Source organism: Burkholderia sp. USMB20 (assembly GCF_000949135.2).
Taxonomy (GTDB): domain Bacteria; phylum Pseudomonadota; class Gammaproteobacteria; order Burkholderiales; family Burkholderiaceae; genus Burkholderia.
The window spans coordinates 465,926-485,126 of the sequence record NZ_JTAN02000018.1 but is presented as its reverse complement, the minus strand read 5'-3'; the positions used below and the strand labels follow the sequence as shown (position 1 = coordinate 485,126).

Sequence of the window (19,201 nt, the reverse complement as noted above, 5' to 3'; positions counted from 1 at the left end):
AGATCGAAGCGGCGGCGGACGCCGGCAAGTCGCAGTTCGTGAGCCGTGAAGTGACGAAGCTGGACCGTCCGGAACTGACGTCGGCGAGCATCATCGTGTCGGGTGGCCGCGGCCTGGGCAGCGGCGAGAACTACACGAAGGTTCTCGAGCCGTTGGCCGACAAGCTGAGCGCCGCGCTCGGCGCATCGCGCGCGGCAGTCGACGCCGGCTACGTGCCGAACGACTATCAGGTCGGCCAGACCGGCAAGATCGTCGCGCCGCAGCTGTACATCGCGGTCGGCATCTCGGGTGCGATCCAGCATCTGGCCGGCATGAAGGATTCGAAGGTGATCGTCGCGATCAACAAGGATCCGGAAGCGCCGATCTTCAGCGTGGCCGACTACGGGCTCGTCGGCGATCTGTTCGCGCTCGTGCCGGAGCTCGTGAACGAGCTGGGCTGACGCTGCGTGACTTGATGCTTCGGCAGCAAGTCGTACGAAAGGGGCGCGATGAGCGCCCCTTTTTTTGCGCAATGGCAGAAGGGGCGGGGACGCATCTGTCTTCGATGCAGCGCATCGCCATCGCACCATGCCGTACGGAACAGTTTTTGTGCGAGCAGGTGGGACCGAAGCATCGATCGCCGGAGCGAAGGGGCAATGCGCGTGCGCGTTCACGCAAGCCCCTTTCCGAGCCGGTATCGCATGCGCTGAAACGAAAAAGGCGCCCTGACGGGCGCCTTCTCCACTGATACCGACCGGCCTGCGTCGCCGCGGGCCGTCCCGACTTATGCGTATGCCGGGCGCGTCTGGCCGGCCACGTCCTTCAGGTAGCGATGCACCGACAGGTCGTCGGCCTGGATCGCCGGCTTCTTGCCCGAGATCAGGTCGGCGAGCAATTGGCCCGATCCGCACGACATCGTCCAGCCGAGCGTGCCGTGGCCGGTGTTCAGGAACAGGTTCGAGACCGGCGTGCGGCCGACGATCGGCGTGCCGTCCGGCGTCATCGGGCGCAGGCCCGTCCAGAAGGTTGCCTTCGACGTGTCGCCGCCGCCCGGGAACAGGTCGTTCACGCACATTTCCAGCGTTTCGCGGCGCGCTGCGCGCAGGTTCTTGTCGAAACCGACGATCTCCGCCATGCCGCCGACACGGATGCGCTGGTCGAAACGCGTGATCGCGATCTTGTAGGTTTCGTCGAGCACCGTCGACACGGGGGCGGCCGTCTCGTCGACGATCGGCGCGGTGATCGAATAGCCCTTCAGCGGATAGACCGGAATCTTCATCAGGTTCGAGACGAAGCGGGTCGAATACGAGCCGAGCGCGACGACGTACGCATCCGCGCGCACCGTCTCGCTGCCGCACTGCACGCCGGCAATCTTGCCGCCCGCGATCGCGAGCGTGTCGATCGGCGTGTTGTAGCGGAACTTCACGCCGAGCGATTCCGCGAGCGCCGCGAGGCGCGTCGTGAACAGCTGGCAGTCGCCCGTTTCGTCGCCGGGCAGGCGCAGGCCGCCGGTCAGCTTGTGCGACACGGCGGCGAGCGCCGGTTCGGCATTTTTCAGTTCGGCCGGCGACAGCAGTTCGAACGGCACGTTCGCTTCCTGCAGCACCGCGATGTCCTTCGCCGCGCCGTCGAGTTGCTGTTGCGTGCGGAACAGCTGCAGCGTGCCGCCCGTGCGCCCTTCGTACTCGATGCCCGTGTCGGCGCGCAGCGCCTGCAGGCAATCGCGGCTGTATTCGGCGAGGCGGACCATGCGGCCCTTGTTGACCGCATAGCGCTCGGCCGTGCAGTTGCGCAGCATCTGCCACATCCACTGGAGCTGGAAGCGCGTGCCGTCGAGGCGGATCGCGAGCGGCGCGTGCTTCTCGAACATCCACTTGACGGCCTTCAGCGGCACGCCGGGCGCGGCCCACGGCGCCGCATAGCCGGGCGAGATCTGACCTGCGTTTGCGAAGCTCGTCTCGAGCGCCGGGCCGGCTTCCCGGTCGATCACCGTGACTTCATGACCGGCGCGCGCGAGGTAATACGCGCTTGCCACGCCCACCACACCGCTGCCCAGAATGACGACTCGCATAGCTGCTCCAGATGGAAGGGATCAGGTCGAGGCCGGGCGCACCTGCGTCTCCGTGTAACCTCTAGCTGATCTAGTTTTTTGCGCTATGTTATTGTCGAATGTGTAGGTTTTGTTATCGTATTTTTCAGGTTTTCAGCATAAACAAATGAGAACGCAACGCCAGCCAGTACGCTCGCTCGACAAGCTCGACCGGCGCATCCTGAAACTGCTCCAGGACGACGGCCGGATGGCGATGAAGGACCTCGCGGAACAGGTCGGACTGACCGTGACGCCGTGCATCGAGCGCGTGCGGCGCATGGAGCGCGACGGCGTGATCACCGGCTACCACGCGCGTGTCGATCCTCACCAGCTGGATGCCGCGCTGCTGGTGTTCGTCGAGATCACACTTGGCCACAAGGGCGGCAACATGTTCGAGCAGTTCCGCCGCGAAGTGATGAAGATCGACGAGGTGCTCGAATGTCATCTCGTGTCCGGCGACTTCGACTACCTGATCAAGGCGCGGATCGGCGAAATGGCCGACTATCGCAAGCTGCTCGGCGACATCCTGCTGCAACTTCCCGGCGCGGTGCAGTCGAAGAGCTATGTCGTGATGGAGGAAATCAAGGAGACGCTGACGATTTCGGTCGGCGAATGAGCGCGGCGGGGGCCTGCTGCCGGCCCCGCTATCTCGCCCTTGGCATGCTGCACCCAATACTGTATAAATATACAGTATTGGGTGCAGGCGAATGGGTGAGCACATGGACGGTCGGTCCGACAACGAATTTCCGATAGCGCCGCCGGCGCCCCGCAAGGGGCGCGGTGCGGTCGACAATCTCCAGGGGCGGTACGAAACGGCACTGCGCGAAGCGGTCGACGACGGCTGGACGCACGAATCGGACGACACCGATCTGCCTGCTCCGCTGCGCACCCAGGTGTTCGAGGAGCGCGCAAAGAGCATCCTGACGCACAACCAGTCGCCGGACATTCCGTTCAGCGTGTCGCTCAATCCGTATCGCGGCTGCGAGCATGGCTGCATCTACTGCTTCGCACGGCCGACCCATAGCTATCTCGGCCTGTCGCCGGGACTCGATTTCGAGAGCCGAATCTATGCGAAGGTCAACGCGGCCGAACTGCTCGAGCGCGAGATTTCGCGCAAGCGCTACGTGCCGGAGCCGATCGCGCTCGGCGTCAACACCGATGCATACCAGCCGGTCGAGCGCGATCTGCGCATCACGCGCAGCGTGATCCAGGTGATGCACGATCACGGGCTGCCGTTCGCCGCGATCACGAAATCGTCGCTGATCGAGCGCGATCTGGATCTGCTGGCCCCGATGGCCGAGCGCGGGCAGGTGATGGCCGCAGTCACGATCACGACGCTCGACGCCGATCTCGCGCGCACGCTCGAGCCGCGTGCGGCGACTCCGGCGCGCCGGCTGCGTACGATCCGCGCACTGCGCGACGCGGGCGTGCCGGTGGGTGTGAGCATTGCACCGATGATCCCGTTCGTCACCGAGCCGGACATGGAGCGTGTGCTGGAAGCCTGTGCGGAAGCCGGCGCGACGCACGCGAGCTACATCATCCTGCGGCTGCCGTGGGAGGTCGCGCCACTGTTCAAGAACTGGCTTGCCGCGCATTTCCCCGATCGAGCGGAGCGCGTGATGAATCGCGTGCGCGACATGCGCGGCGGGAAGGACTACGACTCGGATTTCTCGAAACGGATGAAGGGCGAGGGGATCTGGGCCGACCTGTTGCGGCAGCGTTTCCGTCAGGCCGTGAAGCGGCTCGGGTTGAACGAGCGCAGGAACGGCATTCTGGATCTGTCGCAGTTTCGCGGTGCGCCGGCGGCCGGGGTGGCCGCGCCGCGCACGGTGAAGGGCGCAACTGGCGCGAAATCGCGCGACGACTTGCAGATGAGCCTGTTCTGACCGACCCGCGTCGGCAGCTTACTGCGAGATTTGCTTCGCCGCTTCGACTTGCGACTCGAAATACGTCTGGAACGACAGCGCGAGCGCGGTCATCAGCAGGAACGCGCCAATCAGCAGCGAGAAGATCACGATGAAGATCACCGTCCAGCCTGACCGGCTGTGCTTGCCCGTGTCGGCATTGAATTGCGCGTCCCATTTCTCGTCGGGGCGCAGGCCGTAGACGAGCGCGGCGAGGAACGCGGCCAGCAGCGAGATCGCACCCGGCACGGCGAGCCACCAGCCGAGGCCGGCACTGCGCTGGGTCGCGGCGAGCAGCAGGAAACCCGGGATCCCGACGATCGTCGCGAGCAGGTGCGCCCAGCCGTACACGTCGCGCAAGCCGTACAGGTAGAAGCGGTGCGCGCCGAGCGAACCGAACAGGAACGCGAGGGCGGCGGTGAGCGTCTTGGAGCGGAAGCGGCGGGGCGATGCGGTGCTGCTGGACATGGGTGGCGGCGGATTATCGGTGGCATGGGCGGCCGGCAGGCCGGCGCAGGGCGCTCGGGCCCGGCACGCATTCTACGATGCCCGGTCGGGCCCGGTCACCCCTCGGCTGCGTCAAGGTGCCGCATAGGTGACACGGTAGATGGCGCCCGCGTAGTCGTCGCTGACGAGCAGCGAGCCGTCCGGTAGCGGCAGTACGTCGGCCGGGCGTCCCCACACGCTGCCGTCCGCGCGCAGCCAGCCCGTGATGAACGGCGTCTGGCGCGTATGACTGCCGTCGGCCGACACGACAGCGCGCATCACGCGGTAGCCGACCTTCGTGCTGCGATTCCACGAACCGTGCTCGGCAATGAAGATGTTGTTGCGATACGACGCCGGAAACATCGGCCCCGTATAGAAGCGCATGCCGAGCGCCGCGACGTGCGCGCCGAGTTTCAGCGCGGGCGGCGCGTAGCGCCGGCACACGTCGGGGCTCCCGAATTCGGGGTCGGGCGTGTCGCCGCCATGGCAGTACGGAAAGCCGAAATCGAGGCCCGCGCGCGGCGCACGGTTCAGCTTGTCGTCGGGCACGTCGTCGCCCATCATGTCGCGCCCGTTGTCGGTGAACCATAGCTCGCCCGAATCGGGGTGCCACGCGAAGCCGACGGTATTGCGCACGCCGCGGGCAAATACTTCGCGGTTGCTGCCGTCGGCGTGCATGCGTGCGATGATCGCGTATCGGCTGCGATCGGCGAGGCAGACGTTGCACGGTGCGCCGACCGGCACGTAGAGCTTGCCGTCGGGGCCGAACGCGATGAATTTCCAGCCGTGATGATGATCGGTCGGCAGCGCGTCCGTCACGACCGCCGGCGCGGGCGGCCTGGCGAGCCGGTCGTCGATGTGGTCGAGGCGCAGGATGCGCGACACGGCGGAGATATAGAGGGCGCCGTCGCGATATGCGACGCCGACGGGCGTGTCGAGCCCCGACGCGATTACATGGCGGGCAGTGATCCGGCCCTCCTGCATCACGAAGGCATGTACGCGGCCTTCCTGCGAGCCGACATACAGGATGCCGCGCGGCGACCACGCCATTTCACGGGCGGTCGGCACGGCGTTGGTCAGCACGTCGACATGGAAGCCGGGTGGCACGACGAGTTCGTCCACCGGTGGTGCGGCGCAAGCCGCGGCGGATGCGAGACAGGTGACGAGGCCGGTCAGCAAGCCTGCGAGGCGGTGCTGCGCGCGGCGCGCCGAGGTGACGCGAAATAGCGGCATGGCGGCGGGGAGCGTCGTGGACACGACGATTGTATGCCCGGCGAACAGGGCGTCTGCGGAATTTTTGCGCGTAAGTGTTTGTTGTGGCTTTGGTTTCCGGCTATAATCGCACGTTTCAGTAGTTTCGAACCCGGTTTTCCCGAAGGATTTCATATGGTTATCATCCGTCTGGCTCGCGGCGGCTCGAAGAAGCGCCCGTTCTACAACATCGTTGCTACCGATTCGCGCAACCGTCGTGACGGCCGCTTCATCGAGCGCGTCGGCTTCTACAACCCGGTCGCCACGAAGGGCGAATCGCTGCGTATCGCTCAGGACCGCCTGACGTACTGGCAAGGCGTTGGCGCGCAACTGTCGCCGACCGTCCAGCGTCTCGTGAAGGAAGCGCAAAAGGCGCAACCGGCTGCCTAACATGGCGCGGTGTGCCGGTCGTGCCGGCTGCAAGGAGCATTGATGTCCGGTCACGATTCCGGTAACGCAAGGCGCGGGCGAGCGTCGTTTGGCGCATTCGTCCGCAAGCCGGTCGAGCGCGACACTGTCGCGAGCGCCGGTACGGCTGCCGAGCAGGGCAGTCTCGAAGCGGTGCAAGCCTGGCCCGACGATGCTGTCGAGGTCGGGGCAGTAGTCGACGCCTACGGCCTGAAAGGCTGGGTCAAGGTGGCGACGCATGCCGACGCCGGTCGCGGCGGCGATGCGCTGCTCACGGCGCGCCGCTGGTGGCTGGAACGGGGTGGGGAGCGGTTGTCCGCCCGCATCCTGCAGTCGAAGACGCACGGCGACACGGTCGTCGCGCATACCGCGGGTGTCAGCGACCGCGATGCCGCACTGGCTTTGCGCGGCTTTCGCGTGTTCGTGCGCCGGGAAGATTTCCCGGCATTGTCCGCGGACGAATTCTATTGGGTCGACCTGATCGGCCTCGAGGTCGTCAACGAGCAATCGGTGGCGCTCGGGACGGTGAGCGGGATGATCGACAACGGCGTGCATTCGATCATGCGCGTCGAGTATCCGGCAGTCGGCAAGGATGGTCGGCCGACCACCGACGAGCGGCTGATTCCGTTCGTCGGCGTCTACGTCAAGACGGTGGATCAGGCGGCACGTCGCATCGTCGTCGACTGGGAAGCCGATTACTAATGAATCAGGTTACGGAGAGCGCGGTGCAGTTCGACGTCGTCACGCTCTTTCCCGAAATGTTCCGCGCGCTGACCGACTGGGGAATCACCAGCCGGGCCGTGAAGCAGGAGCGCTTCGGGCTGCGCACCTGGAATCCGCGTGATTTCACGACGGACAACTACCGCACGGTCGACGATCGCCCGTACGGCGGCGGTCCGGGCATGGTGATGCTGGCCAGACCGCTCGAGGCCGCGATCGGTGCTGCGAAAGCCGCGCAGGCGGAGCAGGGCGTCGCGAGCACGCGGGTGGTGATGATGTCGCCGCAAGGTGCGCCGTTCACGCACGAACGTGCGGTGCGGATGGCGCAGGAGCCCGGTGTCATCGTGCTGTGCGGTCGCTACGAGGCGATCGATCAGCGTCTGCTCGACCGTTGTGTCGACGAGGAAATCAGCCTCGGCGATTTCGTTCTGTCCGGCGGCGAACTGCCGGCGATGGCGATGATGGATGCCGTCGTGCGCCTGTTGCCCGGCGTGCTGAACGATGCGCAGTCGGCCGTGCAGGACAGCTTCGCCGACGGGCTGCTCGATTGCCCGCACTACACGCGCCCCGAGGAATACGAGGGAATGCGCGTGCCGGACGTGCTGCTCGGCGGGCATCATGCCGAGATCGAGAAGTGGCGGCGGCGGGAAGCATTGAAGAATACGTTGCGGAAGCGGCCGGACCTGATCGTCCGGGCGCGCCGCGAGAAGTTGCTGAGTCGCGCCGACGAGGCGTGGCTTGCGAACCTCGCACGCGAAGCGAAGAACGCCTCCTGAGGCGGCGTCGCGGACGGGAAATGGCGGTGCCGTGCATGTGTGTGCGGTGCCTGATGTGAATCCATCCTCTATCGGGGCCAGGCCTGGAAACGGGCGGGTGCAAACGCCGACAAGATGGCATAAGGAGTCAGTAATGAATCTGATCGCAAAACTTGAGCAGGAAGAGATCGAGCGCGCGCTCGCCGGCAAGACGATCCCCGATTTCGCCCCGGGCGACACGGTGATCGTGAACGTGAACGTGGTTGAAGGTAACCGCAAGCGCGTTCAGGCTTACGAAGGCGTCGTGATCGCGATTCGCAACCGCGGCCTGAACTCGAACTTCATCGTCCGCAAGATCTCGTCGGGCGAAGGCGTCGAGCGTACGTTCCAGACGTACTCGCCGCTGCTGGCGAGCATCGTCGTGAAGCGTCGCGGTGATGTGCGTCGTGCGAAGCTGTACTACCTGCGCGAGCGTTCGGGCAAGTCGGCTCGTATCAAGGAAAAGCTGGTGTCGAAGGATCGCGCCGCAGCAGCTTCCCAAGAGTAAGAGCTGTAAGGAAAAAGCACCCACCCGGGTGCTTTTTTCATTCTGGCGCGACAATATGCTCGTTATGTCACGAACACGAGAGCCCCATTGAATCGCCGCCCCATCATCGATCCCGAAGTGCTGCCGGTTGAAGGCACCGGCGCGGGCCTGCCGTCCATCGAGTCCCGCCTGATGACGCCGCCCGGGCTGCGCGAGCGTTTTGCGCGCACGCTCGAATGGAGCGTCGAGCCCGGCGAGGCGCGGCTGCAGGAGGGCGTCGACCCGCGCAGCGCCGCCGTCCTCATCCCGCTCGTCGTTCGCGAGAGCGGCCTCACCGTGCTGCTGACCCAGCGCGCCGATCACCTGAACGACCATGCCGGGCAGATCAGCTTCCCCGGCGGCCGTCGCGAGCCGTTCGATCGCGATGCGACGGCAACCGCGTTGCGCGAGGCGAAGGAAGAAATCGGACTGGCCGCCGAGCCGGTGGAGATTCTCGGTGCGCTGCCCGACTACCTGACGGGGACCGGTTTCTGCGTGACGCCCGTCGTGGCGCTCGTGCATCCGCCGTTCACCGTGCAGGCCGACACGTTCGAAGTCGCCGAGATTTTCGAGGTGCCGCTCGCGTTCCTGATGAGCCCCGCGAACCACCAGGTGCGCGTGTTCCGCTGGGAAGGCGGCGAGCGTCGTTTTTTTGCGATGCCCTATCCCAGTGGCGAATCAGCCGGGCATTACTTCATCTGGGGCGCAACTGCCGGCATGTTGCGCAATCTCTACCGCTTCTTGGCAGCCGGCTGACTTCCCGCGCTGTGCGGCGCGCGCGGCCGGCCGCCGGGCGATCGCATCGTCAGCCATGCGTCGCTTACGCTGTGCTATCGTTATGCAAAAAATGACATAACTCCGAAGACGGCGCACGCATGACTTTCTTTTCGGTTCTCCTCGCTCTCATCATCGAACAGGTCCGCGCGTTGTCGCCGAGCAATCCGGTGTTCGCGCTGTTCCAGTTTCACGCGGAAACCGTCGCGCATGGCCTCGACGCCGGCAAGCAAAAGCATGGCGTGCTCGCATGGCTCGCGGTCGTGCTGCCGTGGGTGCTGATCGTCGCGCTGATCTACTTCCTGCTGTACAAGGTGAGCTTCGTGCTGGCGTTCATCTGGAACGTCGCCGTCGTGTATTTCACGCTCGGTTTTCGCCAGTTCAGCCACTACTTCACCGATATCCATCTCGCGCTCAACAACGACGACGTGCCGCGCGCGCGTGAAATCCTGCACGAGTGGACGGGCCTCGATACGGTCGACATGCCGGTCGGCGAAATCGTCCGTCATACGCTGATTCATGCGGTCGTTGCGTCGCATCGTCACGTGTTCGGCGTGTTCTTCTGGTACGTGCTGCCGATCGGCCCGGCCGGCGCGGTGCTGTACCGCATCTCCGAATATCTCGCGCGCAGCTGGTCGACGCCGGGCGACGATCGCACGGCCGCGTTCTCGACGTTCGCGCAGCGCGCGTTCTTCGTGATCGACTGGATTCCGTCGCGGCTGACCGCGCTCGGTTTCGCGATCGTCGGCAACTTCGAGGATGCAATCTACGCGTGGCGCAATCACACGCGTCAGTGGCCCGACCCGAACGACGGCGTGCTGCTCGCGGCCGGCAGCGGCGCGCTCGGCGCGCGTCTCGCGGGGCCGCTCGCGGAACCATCGAGCCTCGACGCGCTGGCGGTCGGCGACAGCGGTCCGTTGACGGTCGGTGACGATTGCACGCCGCGCACGCTGCAGTCCGCAGTCGGCCTGGTGTGGCGCGCCGTGATCCTGTGGATGATCCTGCTGTTGATGCTGACGCTGGCCGTCTGGGTATCGTGACGCGGCAGCGCAATGCGCGATGAAACGAAAAGGCCGGCTTCATGCCGGCCTTTTTGCTGTGCGTGACCCATTCGCTCAATCGTCGAGCGGATCGCGTATGGCGCCACATTGCCAGCAGGCGGTGAACTGGGCCTCGAGCGCCTCGCCGCACTGACGGCAGCGCCACGGCGCGGCGCCGGCCGACGGGCCGTGCGACGCGGCATCGAGAAGCCGCCGCGCGAGCGCATCGTCGCGCTCGTCGTCGAGCCACAGCTCGGGCGTGCACGCGTCGGCGGGCAGGCCGCCGAGCGCACCGGTCGCGTAGCAGTTGTGCAACTCGCAGCCGATGCCGGCCACCTGCAGCACGTTCGCCCAATGCTGCGCGGTGGCGAGATCGGGGGCCTTGAAACGCATCGCGGCTCCTGTCGGTGAAGGCCGGGCGGGGCACCGGCCGCCTTCTGCCCGCCGTGCGGTCAGCGGACGATCTGGCTTGCCTCGTGCACGAGCTGCGCGTAAAGCGCATGCCGCGACGGTGCAATGCGGCCGTCGGCGACGGCCTCGAGAATCGCGCAGCCCGGCTCGTGCAGATGATGGCAATTATAGAAACGGCAGTCCGCGAGCAGCGGGCGGAATTCCGGGAACGCGCGCTCGAGGCGCCCTTCCGTCAGGTGGTAGAGGCCGAATTCCTGGAAACCCGGCGAATCGATCAGCGCGCCGCCGCCGTCGAGCGGGTAGAGGCGCGTGAACGTCGTCGTGTGGCGGCCGCTGTTGAGCGCGGCCGAGATTTCGCGGGTCGCGGCCTCGGCATCGGGCACGAGCAGGTTCACGAGCGTCGACTTGCCCATCCCGGACTGGCCGAGCAGGATGGTCGAATGGCCGGCCAGATGCGGCATCAGCTGCGCACGCGCATCGTCGGGCGCGCCCTTCACCGACAGCTCGAGCACGTCGTAGCCGAGCGCGCGGTAGGGCGCGAGGCGCTCGCGGGCGACCGGCAGCGCGGCCTCGACGTCGATCTTGTTCAGCACGACGAGCGGCTTCAGTTCGTTCGCTTCGGCCGCGATCAGTGCGCGACCGAGCAGATCCTCGCTGAAATAGGGCTCGGTCGCGAGCACGATCAGCAGCTGGTCGAGGTTGGCCGCGAACAGCTTCGACTTGAACTGGTCGGAGCGGTACAGCAGGTTGCGCCGCTCGCCGATCTCGACGATCACGCCCTGGTCGGCCGACGCCTGCTCGTACACGACGCGGTCGCCGACCGCGATCTCGCTTTTCTTGCCGCGCGGGAAGCACTGCAGCATCGGGCCGCCGTCGTCGGGCGCGACGATGTAGTGGCGGCCGTGCGCCGCGATCACGCGGCCTTCGACACGCGGCGCGCCCGACGCGCGCGGGGCCGGCTTGCGGGAGGTCGGCCGGCTCATGCGTGCTGCATCAGGCGGTCGATCCGCTGCGACGCGGGCGGATGCGAGTAGTAGAAGGCCGTGTAGACGGGGTCCGGCGTGAGCGTCGACGCGTTGTCCTCATAAAGCTTCACGAGCGCGCTGACGAGATCCTGCGCGTCGGTCTGGCTGGCCGCGAACGCGTCGGCCTCGAATTCGTGCTTGCGCGACGTCAGGCTGCTGAACGGAGTTGCAAAGAACAGGAACACGGGGATCGCGAGGAAGAACAGCACGAGCGCGGCGCCCGCGTTGCTCGTGTCGAGCGACGGCGTGACGCCGAGCCCCGTATAGAACCAGGTGCGCTGCGCGAGCCAGCCGAGCAGCGCGAGCAGCACGAGGCTCAGCACGAACGACACGAGCATCCGCTTCATCACGTGGCGGCGCTTGAAGTGGCCGAGCTCGTGGGCGAGCACGGCCTCGATTTCCTGGCCCGTCAGCCGCGCGAGCAGCGTGTCGAAGAACACGATCCGCTTCGATGCGCCGAAGCCCGTGAAGTACGCGTTGCCGTGCGCGGAACGGCGGCTGCCGTCCATCACGAACAGCCCCTTCGCCGCGAAGCCGCACCGTTTCATCAGCGACTCGATGCGCGCGCGCAGCGCTTCGTCCTTCAGCGGTTCGAACTTGTTGAAGATCGGCGCGATGAAGGTCGGATAGATCAGCAGCACGAGCATCTGGAACGCGACCCAGACGATCCAGGTCCACAGCCACCACAGGCTGCCGGCCTGGTTCATCAGCCACAGCACGACGAACAGCAGCGGCAGGCCGAGCACGGCGCCGAGCAGCGTGTTCTTCAGCATGTCGGTGAAGAACAGGCGCTGGGTCATCCGGTTGAAGCCGAACCGCTGCTCGATCCCGAACTGGCGGTAATACTCGAACGGCACGTCGATCACGCTCGTGATCGCGAGCACGGCGGCGACGAGCGCGACCTGCTGCCCGTAGCCGCGGCCGAACCAGCCCGTCAGCAGCGTGTCGAGCGCGCCGACGCCACCCAGCAGCGTGAGGCCGACCAGCACGGCCGCGCTGACGACGATCTCGAACATCGCCAGCCGGGTGCGCTCGACCGTGTAGTCGGCCGCACGCTGATGGGCAGTCAATGGAATGGTGGCGCTGAACTGCGCGGGCACGCTGTTGCGATGTGCGGCGACGAAGCGGATCTGCCGCGATGCGAGCCACAGCTTGGTGACGACCATCGCGAGCACGGCGATCGCGAACAGCAGGGTGAACGAAAAGGGTGACATCGAAGGCGCCAAAGGGTTCTATGCGAGAATTATATGTTCTTGCGGACCGGGCCCGCTCACGCGATGCCGGCCGCCCGGGCGGCGCCATGCGCCGTCCGCCATTTTCCAGGATGACTCATGACCGATACCGCCGCTTCCGCCAGCCAGCCCGCGCTCGTGCGCAACGAGTTGAACCTCGTCTGGCTCGACATGGAGATGACCGGCCTCGACCCGGATAACGACCGCATCATCGAAATCGCGGTCGTCGTGACCAACTCGACGCTCGACATCGCGGTGGAAGGCCCCGTGTTCGCGATCCACCAGAGCGACGAAACGCTCGCGAAGATGGACGACTGGAACAAGTCGACGCACGGCCGTTCCGGGCTGATCGACCGCGTGCGCGCGTCGACCGTGACCGAGGCGGACGCCGCCGCGCAGTTGCAGGCGTTCCTCTCGCAGTACGTGTCGCCCGGCAAGTCGCCGATGTGCGGCAACTCGATCTGCCAGGATCGCCGCTTCATGGCGCGCTGGATGCCGGAATTCGAACGATTCTTCCACTACCGCAACCTGGACGTCAGCACGCTCAAGGAGCTGTGCCGCCGCTGGCAGCCGGCGATCTACAAGGGCTTCCAGAAGCGTGCGATGCACACGGCGCTCGCGGACATCCACGAGTCGATCGACGAACTGAAGTACTACCGCGAGCATTTCCTGATTCCGGCCGCGTCGGCGCCGGCAGGCGAGTCCGCGCCGGCCGCCTGAGCGGGCCGGCACGCGCTCAGCGTGGCGCGCGCTGCGCGCTCTTCGGCCGGAACGCCGCGACCACCGCGGCGTCGGTCTCGATGTACGGGCCGCCGATCAGGTCGATGCAGTAGGGCACCGCCGCGAAGATGCCGGGCACGGTCGACTTGCCGTCGGCGTCGCGCAGCCCTTCGAGCGTTTCCCGGATCGACTTCGGCTGGCCGGGCAGGTTGATGATCAGCGCCGCGTGGTCGGCCGTCTCGCGAATCACCGCGACCTGCCGCGACAGGATCGCGGTCGGCACGAAATTCAGGCTGATCTGCCGCATCTGTTCGCCGAATCCCGGCATTTCCTTCGTCGCCACGGCCAGCGTGGCTTCCGGCGTCACGTCGCGCCGCGCCGGGCCGGTGCCGCCCGTCGTCAGCACCAGATCGCAGCCGGCGACGTCGACGAGTTCGGCCAGCGTGGCGGAGATCGTCGGCGCGTCGTCCTGGATCAGCCGGGTTTCGGCGCGCCATGGCGAGCGCAGCGCGCCGGCGAGCCATTCCTGCAGTGCCGGGATGCCCTTGTCCTCGTAGACGCCCGTGCTGGCGCGGTCGCTGATCGACACGAGGCCGACCACGAGTTCGTCCGGGTGGTTACGCTTCGTCGTCATGGTCGTCTCCGGCGTCGTCCGGCGCTTCGTCTGCCTCCGCCTCGTCGGTACCGCTCGCGGTCTTGATCCACTGGAACAGCTCGCGGAAATAGCGCGGCGGCTTGCCTTGCTGCGCTTCCTTGCGCGCGTTGCGGATCAGCGTGCGGCCTTCCTGGATGTCGGCTTCGGGGTGCTGGCGGAGGAACTCGGTCAGCGCGTCGTCGTTCGCGAGCAGCTGTTCGCGCGTGCGCTCGATCCAGTGCAGGCGGGCGGTCGCGGCCTTGTTCACGCCTCGCTGGGCGTCGAGCGCGGTGCGCAGCGCGGCCGTTTCGTCGTCGGTCAGCGAGCGCATCACGCGGCCGACGTACTGGAGCTGGCGGCGCTTGCCTTCGTGGTCGGTGATCCGGCGTGCCTCGCGCACGGCGTCCGCGAGGTCCTCGGGCATCGGCATGCGCTTGAGCGCGTCCTTCGGCAGGTCGACCAGGGCCTGGCCGAGCTCCTGCAGCGCGTGCATCTCGCGTTTCAACTGGGATTTGCTGGGGCGATCGTAGCCATTGCCGGCGTCGTCGTCGGCGTGCTCGATCGGCTGGATTCGGGTTTTGCGTGTCATGGGCGGCATTGTATCGCGGCGCGGACGCCCCAAGCTTGTCGGTATATGGCCCCGGACCTTGCTATGATCGCGGGATACGCAACATTTTGACCATGCGGGCGGATCGCCCGCCACCGGATAACACGACGATGGCAGCCAATCTCGACGTACAAGCGCGCTATTTCCCGCACACGCAGGACCAGCTCAAAGAAATTGCCTCGGACATCCTTCGCCATGCGAAGGCGCTCGGCGCGACGGACGCCGCGACCGAAATCTCCGAAGGCGACGGCCTGTCGGTGTCGGTGCGCCGCGGCGAGGTCGAGACGATCGAACACAACCGCGACAAGATGGTCGGCGTGACGGTGTTCATCGGCAAGAAGCGCGGCAACGCGAGCACGTCGGACTTCTCGCCGGCCGCGATCAAGGATACCGTCGCCGCCGCGTACAACATCGCGCGCTTCACGGCCGAGGACGACGCGGCCGGCCTCGCCGAGGCCGAACTGCTCGAAACCGACCCGCGCGACCTCGACCTCTATCACCCGTGGGCGCTGACGGCCGACGAGGCCGTCGAGCTCGCCCGCCGCGCGGAGGACGCCGCGTTCGCGGTCAGCCCGCAGATCCGCAACTCGGAAGGCGCGAGCGTGTCGGCGCAGCATTCGCAGTTCGTGCTCGCGACGTCGCGCGGTTTCCTCGCCGGCTACCCGTACTCGCGCCACTACATCGCGTGCGCGCCGATCGCGGGCACCGGCCGCCACATGCAGCGCGACGACTGGTATTCGTCGAAGCGCAGCGCGGTCGATCTCGCGGCGCCGGAAGCCGTCGGGCGCTATGCGGCCGAGCGTGCGCTGGCGCGGATGGGCGCGCGCCGTCTCGACACCCGCAAGGTGCCCGTGCTGTTCGAGGCACCGCTCGCGGCCGGCCTGCTCGGCGCATTCGTGCAGGCCGTCAGCGGCGGCGCGCTGTACCGCAAGACGTCGTTCCTCGTCGACAGCCTCGGCAAGCCGGTGTTCGCACCGCACGTGCAGGTCGTCGAGGATCCGCACGTGCCGCGCGCGATGGGCAGCGCGCCGTTCGACGAGGAAGGCGTGCGCACGCGTGCGCGCAGCGTCGTCAACGACGGTGTCGTCGAAGGCTACTTCCTGTCGACCTATTCGGCACGCAAGCTCGGCACGCAGACCACCGGCAACGCGGGCGGCTCGCACAACCTCGCGCTGCGCAGCTCGAACACGCAGCCGGGCGACGATTTCGACGCGATGCTGAAGAAGCTCGGCACGGGCCTGCTGCTGACCGAGCTGATGGGGCAGGGCGTGAACTACGTGACCGGCGACTATTCACGCGGCGCGGCCGGCTTCTGGGTCGAGAACGGCGTGATCCAGTATCCGGTCGAGGAAATCACCGTCGCGAGCACGCTGCAGGAGATGTTCCGGCATATCGTCGCGATCGGCGCGGATTCGATCGTGCGCGGTACGAAGGAAACGGGCTCGGTGCTGATCGAGCAGATGACGATCGCCGGGCAGTAAGCGGCGCGGCATCGGCCGCCAGGAAACGAAAAGCCCGACCGGCGTTCATGAGCCGGTCGGGCTTTTTTGTCGCGTGCCGCGTGCCGAGTGTCAGCCGCGCTTGCGCTCGTACACGACGAACGCATAGCCGAACGTATTGGGCGTGGCGGCCTGGTGCGGGTCGCGCGAGACTTCGCGCCAGTGCGCGGGATCGGGCGCCGGGAACGACGCATCGCCGTCGAAGTCGGCATCGATCTCGGTGACGACCAGCTTGTCGGCGAGCGCGAGGCCTTCCGCATAGAGTTGTGCGCCGCCGATCAGGAATGCTTCGGGCGCGCCGTCGCGCGCGGCGAGCGCGAGCGCGTCGGCGAGCGACGTGACCGTGTCGCAGCCGTCGAAGCGGCGCGCTGCGTCGCGCGTGACGACGATATTGCGGCGGCCCGGCAACGGCCGGCCGATCGACTCGTGGGTCTTGCGGCCCATCACGATCGGCGCGCCCATCGTCGTGCGCTTGAAGAACGCGAGGTCCTCGGGAAGTTTCCAGGGCAACTGGTTGTCGCGGCCGATGATGCCGTTGCGGGCGCGCGCGACGATCAGGGTCAACGTCGTCATGAAGGTCGGGGGAAGAGGAGAATCGGAATGGCGCCGATTCTACCGGAATGGCGGCACGCGACCGCGCCGGGGCGGATGCGCGGGCGTAGCTGCGGTTTCCGGCCTTTGCTCCGTGATGTCCTCGATAAAAAGAGTGCCCGCCGGGGGACGGACACAAAACACGGTTCGCGTCGCGAAGTCGACGCTGCAGGAAGCGACCTGCGCCGTTCAATTAAGTCTGCAATCCTAATCGATCGAGCGACATGATGGAGGCGTGTGCGGATTATTGATGCATGCGGTTCCCTGCGGTTCCTTCCATCGCATGCTGCGCGTTGCCGGGGAGCGCCACGGGAATCGGTATCGGCAGCCGGGCCGGCGGGACGAGTTCGTCCCAAAGCGTCACCGACGACTTGTCTGACGAACGCGCTCGCGGCGCGGCGACGGGCACGATGCGGAAGCGGTGGTCCTGTTGCATGCGCGGCGCGTTATCGGCAAGCGGCATCGCGCGTTCGGGCCTCGTGCTTTCTTCCGAGCGTGCCGGCATGAAGTGGCAGGCGAGTGCGAATGCAATCGTCATCTGCACACAAGACTGCAAAAAAATTGTTCGCATGGCCGCCTTCTCCCGATCCGTTACGCGTTCAGCGAAATGCATGCCATCGGGCGAGGCGCATTGCCGCGTCTGCGATTTGCGGGGAAGCGTCGTGACTGGCGATCGAAAACGCCGGGAAATGTTTCAGGCGTGAAACGAGGGGGCTCGGGAATACTGCGGATTCAATCGATACGCTTCAAGGATGAAAATTTGCGCGTGTGTCGATGCAGGTACGCGTCGCTGCGCGTTTCTATTTGCAGACGATTGATCAACGTCGACCACTGAGCGATTCGACCGTTCGCTCATCCGCGCTGCAATCGGTTTGTCGTATTCGGCGCCTATAACTAAGCTGTCTTGATCAAAAAAATAACTGGACGCGAGATGAGCGCCATCATGCGAGGCCTGTCGTCGCCGCGCATCGGCATGGCGAATCGAGCCGCTTCGGCTGACCCGGTTCGATCCTTTTGCACGCGACTTGGCGTGTACGGCAATCGTTAGACGGTTGATGAACGGGGTGAGCATATGGGAGCCGAGCAGCGGCATGTGATCTACTTCTCGCGCGAGCCGAACGACGCGTTGCGCGGGCATTTCGACGAATGCGGGTGGCGCGTCGATCTTGCGGAAAGCGCACGCGACGTGCGGCGTGTCGTGCAGCACGGCGTGGCAACGGCCGGCCTGCTCGACTTCTCGCCGGGCTTTCGACCCGCGGATCTGCGCGAACTCGAAGCGTGTCTGAGCATCCAGCACATCGGCTGGATCGCGGCGACCCGGCGCGGCCAGCTGCAGGACGCCACGCTGCGGCATCTCATTCGTGACTATTGCTTCGACTACGTCACGATGCCGTACGAGGCGGCGCGCATCGTCGAGACCATCGGCCACGCGCACGGCATGATCGCGCTGACCGAGCCGGTAGCCGCACCCGTCGGTGCCGGACGCGCCGAAGGCGAGATGGTCGGCACCTGCGACGCGATACTCGGGCTGTTCAGGACGATCCGGCGCGTGGCGACGACCGATGCGCCGGTGTTCATCTCCGGCGAATCGGGTACCGGCAAGGAACTGACGGCCGTGGCGATCCACGAGCGCTCGGCGCGCGCGCAAGCGCCGTTCGTCGCGATCAATTGCGGTGCGATTCCGTCGACGCTGCTCCAGGCCGAACTGTTCGGCTATGAGCGCGGCGCGTTTACGGGCGCGAACCAGCGCAAGATCGGCAGGGTCGAGGCCGCGAACGGCGGCACGCTGTTTCTCGACGAGATCGGCGACCTGCCGCTCGAGAGCCAGGCGAGCCTGCTGCGGTTCCTGCAGGAAGGCAAGATCGAACGGCTCGGCGCGCATGTATCGGTGCCGGTCGACGTGCGCGTGATCTGTGCGACGCACGTGGACATGGAAGCGGCGCTGCGCGAAGGGCGGTTCCGCGAGGACCTGTTTCATCGGCTGTGCGTGTTGAAGATCGAGGAGCCGCCGCTGCGCGCGCGCGGCAAGGATATCGAACTGCTGGCGCGCCACATGCTCGAGCGTTTCAAGGGGGATGCGCATCGCCGCCTGCGCGGCTTCTCGCCGGACGCGATCGCCGCGCTGTACGGCTATTCGTGGCCGGGTAACGTGCGCGAGCTGATCAATCGCGTGCGCCGCGCGATCGTGATGTCGGAGGGCCGGATGATTACCGCGGCCGATCTCGAACTCAACGAATTCGCGGTGCTGGCGCCCGTCTCGCTCACCGAGGCGCGCGAAGCGGCCGAACGGCAGGTGATCGAGCAGGCGCTGCTGCGTCACCGCGGCCGGTTTGCCGACGCGGCGCGCGAACTCGGCGTGTCGCGCGTCACGCTGTACCGGCTGATGTGCGCGCATGGCATGCGCGATCGCGGCGACCCGCTGGGCGGGTTTTCGGCGCCGTTGCCGGAAGTTCGGCATCACGCTTGCTAGAATTGGCGGGTAACGGTCGCCCTCGCGGCCGAAGGAACCCG

At 66.4% G+C, this 19,201-nt stretch carries 23 protein-coding genes; 12 read left to right on the top strand and 11 right to left on the bottom strand.

Annotated elements, in window-relative coordinates; translation table 11 throughout:
- The coding region (locus PL79_RS24480; protein WP_207671181.1) for an electron transfer flavoprotein subunit alpha/FixB family protein at positions 1 to 440 on the top strand (440 nt) is incomplete at its 5' end.
- A 323-nt stretch (positions 441 to 763) separates the two neighbouring features.
- Here PL79_RS24480 and PL79_RS24475 read toward each other — a convergent pair.
- Positions 764 to 2,050 carry a D-amino acid dehydrogenase gene (locus PL79_RS24475; RefSeq protein WP_044844821.1) on the bottom strand — a complete coding sequence of 429 codons (1,287 nt, stop codon included), beginning with the start codon at positions 2,048 to 2,050 and terminating at the stop codon, positions 764 to 766.
- Between the two features lie 145 nt (positions 2,051 to 2,195).
- On the opposite strand from PL79_RS24475, the gene PL79_RS24470 reads away from it, so the two are divergent.
- Together PL79_RS24470 and PL79_RS24465 are read left to right on the top strand one after the other, a co-directional pair.
- Complete coding sequence (locus tag PL79_RS24470; protein ID WP_044844820.1) at positions 2,196 to 2,684, top strand: Lrp/AsnC ligand binding domain-containing protein; 489 nt, start codon at positions 2,196 to 2,198, stop codon at positions 2,682 to 2,684.
- Positions 2,685 to 2,775: 91 nt separating this feature from the next.
- Entirely contained in the window at positions 2,776 to 3,954 is a 1,179-nt protein-coding gene (locus PL79_RS24465; RefSeq protein ID WP_044844819.1) for a PA0069 family radical SAM protein, read from the top strand.
- Positions 3,955 to 3,972: 18 nt separating this feature from the next.
- Here PL79_RS24465 and PL79_RS24460 read toward each other — a convergent pair whose 3' ends face one another.
- Both PL79_RS24460 and PL79_RS24455 read right to left on the bottom strand, forming a co-directional pair.
- Complete coding sequence (locus PL79_RS24460; protein WP_044844818.1) at positions 3,973 to 4,440, bottom strand: NINE protein; 468 nt, start codon at positions 4,438 to 4,440, stop codon at positions 3,973 to 3,975.
- Positions 4,441 to 4,551: 111 nt separating this feature from the next.
- Positions 4,552 to 5,691 carry a PQQ-dependent sugar dehydrogenase gene (locus tag PL79_RS24455; RefSeq protein ID WP_044844817.1) on the bottom strand — a complete coding sequence of 380 codons (1,140 nt, stop codon included), beginning with the start codon at positions 5,689 to 5,691 and terminating at the stop codon, positions 4,552 to 4,554.
- 153 nt (positions 5,692 to 5,844) lie between these two features.
- On the opposite strand from PL79_RS24455, the gene rpsP reads away from it, so the two are divergent.
- The 6 genes from rpsP to PL79_RS24425 all read left to right on the top strand — a co-directional run bounded on the left by rpsP (position 5,845) and on the right by PL79_RS24425 (position 9,971).
- The gene (gene rpsP, locus PL79_RS24450) at positions 5,845 to 6,099 is read left to right on the top strand and encodes a 30S ribosomal protein S16 (RefSeq protein ID WP_006476550.1); all 255 of its coding nucleotides are present in this window, start codon (positions 5,845 to 5,847) and stop codon (positions 6,097 to 6,099) included.
- A 42-nt stretch (positions 6,100 to 6,141) separates the two neighbouring features.
- Positions 6,142 to 6,819, top strand: coding sequence for a ribosome maturation factor RimM (gene rimM / locus PL79_RS24445; RefSeq protein ID WP_044844816.1), 678 nt, complete (start codon positions 6,142 to 6,144; stop codon positions 6,817 to 6,819).
- A complete protein-coding gene (trmD, locus tag PL79_RS24440) occupies positions 6,819 to 7,613 on the top strand; it encodes a tRNA (guanosine(37)-N1)-methyltransferase TrmD (protein ID WP_044844815.1) in 795 nt (264 codons plus the stop codon). The genes rimM and trmD overlap by 1 nt, the downstream gene beginning before the upstream one ends.
- A gap of 133 nt (positions 7,614 to 7,746) precedes the next feature.
- Complete coding sequence (gene rplS, locus PL79_RS24435) at positions 7,747 to 8,139, top strand: 50S ribosomal protein L19 (protein ID WP_006486838.1); 393 nt, start codon at positions 7,747 to 7,749, stop codon at positions 8,137 to 8,139.
- Between the two features lie 87 nt (positions 8,140 to 8,226).
- Positions 8,227 to 8,913 (top strand): CoA pyrophosphatase, encoded by a 687-nt coding sequence (locus PL79_RS24430; RefSeq protein ID WP_044844814.1) that lies wholly within the window; start codon positions 8,227 to 8,229, stop codon positions 8,911 to 8,913.
- 119 nt (positions 8,914 to 9,032) lie between these two features.
- Positions 9,033 to 9,971 carry a CobD/CbiB family protein gene (locus PL79_RS24425; protein ID WP_044844813.1) on the top strand — a complete coding sequence of 313 codons (939 nt, stop codon included), beginning with the start codon at positions 9,033 to 9,035 and terminating at the stop codon, positions 9,969 to 9,971.
- A 75-nt stretch (positions 9,972 to 10,046) separates the two neighbouring features.
- Here the strand turns inward: PL79_RS24425 and PL79_RS24420 are convergent, their stop codons facing one another.
- The 3 genes from PL79_RS24420 to PL79_RS24410 are packed head-to-tail and all read right to left on the bottom strand — an operon-like array spanning position 10,047 to position 12,621.
- The gene (locus PL79_RS24420; protein ID WP_044844812.1) at positions 10,047 to 10,364 is read right to left on the bottom strand and encodes a putative signal transducing protein; all 318 of its coding nucleotides are present in this window, start codon (positions 10,362 to 10,364) and stop codon (positions 10,047 to 10,049) included.
- A 59-nt stretch (positions 10,365 to 10,423) separates the two neighbouring features.
- Positions 10,424 to 11,365, bottom strand: a complete 942-nt coding sequence (gene rsgA, locus PL79_RS24415) for a ribosome small subunit-dependent GTPase A (RefSeq protein WP_040143718.1) — start codon at positions 11,363 to 11,365, stop codon at positions 10,424 to 10,426.
- Positions 11,362 to 12,621: a M48 family metallopeptidase gene (locus PL79_RS24410; protein ID WP_044844811.1), complete on the bottom strand. Its 1,260-nt coding sequence runs from the start codon at positions 12,619 to 12,621 to the stop codon at positions 11,362 to 11,364. The genes rsgA and PL79_RS24410 overlap by 4 nt, the downstream gene beginning before the upstream one ends.
- 117 nt (positions 12,622 to 12,738) lie before the next feature.
- Here PL79_RS24410 and orn point away from each other — a divergent pair, with 117 nt between their 5' ends.
- On the top strand, positions 12,739 to 13,359 hold the full coding sequence (gene orn / locus PL79_RS24405) for an oligoribonuclease (protein WP_044844810.1): 621 nt from the start codon (positions 12,739 to 12,741) through the stop codon (positions 13,357 to 13,359).
- 16 nt (positions 13,360 to 13,375) lie between these two features.
- Here the strand turns inward: orn and mog are convergent, their stop codons facing one another.
- A complete protein-coding gene (gene mog, locus PL79_RS24400) occupies positions 13,376 to 13,993 on the bottom strand; it encodes a molybdopterin adenylyltransferase (RefSeq protein ID WP_081259227.1) in 618 nt (205 codons plus the stop codon).
- The gene (gene yjgA, locus PL79_RS24395; RefSeq protein ID WP_311766332.1) at positions 13,977 to 14,582 is read right to left on the bottom strand and encodes a ribosome biogenesis factor YjgA; all 606 of its coding nucleotides are present in this window, start codon (positions 14,580 to 14,582) and stop codon (positions 13,977 to 13,979) included. The genes mog and yjgA overlap by 17 nt, the downstream gene beginning before the upstream one ends.
- Before the next feature lie 128 nt (positions 14,583 to 14,710).
- Between yjgA and pmbA the strand changes: the two genes are divergently transcribed.
- Positions 14,711 to 16,081, top strand: a complete 1,371-nt coding sequence (pmbA, locus tag PL79_RS24390; protein ID WP_044844808.1) for a metalloprotease PmbA — start codon at positions 14,711 to 14,713, stop codon at positions 16,079 to 16,081.
- Between the two features lie 90 nt (positions 16,082 to 16,171).
- Here the strand turns inward: pmbA and PL79_RS24385 are convergent, their stop codons facing one another.
- The 3 genes from PL79_RS24385 to PL79_RS36240 all read right to left on the bottom strand — a co-directional run bounded on the left by PL79_RS24385 (position 16,172) and on the right by PL79_RS36240 (position 17,783).
- Positions 16,172 to 16,672, bottom strand: coding sequence for a dihydrofolate reductase (locus tag PL79_RS24385; RefSeq protein WP_044844807.1), 501 nt, complete (start codon positions 16,670 to 16,672; stop codon positions 16,172 to 16,174).
- A gap of 262 nt (positions 16,673 to 16,934) precedes the next feature.
- Positions 16,935 to 17,261, bottom strand: a complete 327-nt coding sequence (locus tag PL79_RS24380; RefSeq protein ID WP_044844806.1) for a hypothetical protein — start codon at positions 17,259 to 17,261, stop codon at positions 16,935 to 16,937.
- 123 nt (positions 17,262 to 17,384) lie between these two features.
- A complete protein-coding gene (locus tag PL79_RS36240) occupies positions 17,385 to 17,783 on the bottom strand; it encodes a hypothetical protein (RefSeq protein WP_193759874.1) in 399 nt (132 codons plus the stop codon).
- On the opposite strand from PL79_RS36240, the gene PL79_RS24375 reads away from it, so the two are divergent.
- Positions 17,763 to 19,160, top strand: coding sequence for a sigma-54 dependent transcriptional regulator (locus PL79_RS24375; RefSeq protein WP_044844805.1), 1,398 nt, complete (start codon positions 17,763 to 17,765; stop codon positions 19,158 to 19,160). The two genes, PL79_RS36240 and PL79_RS24375, sit on opposite strands and share 21 nt — an antisense overlap.
- Positions 19,161 to 19,201 lie beyond the last annotated feature (41 nt).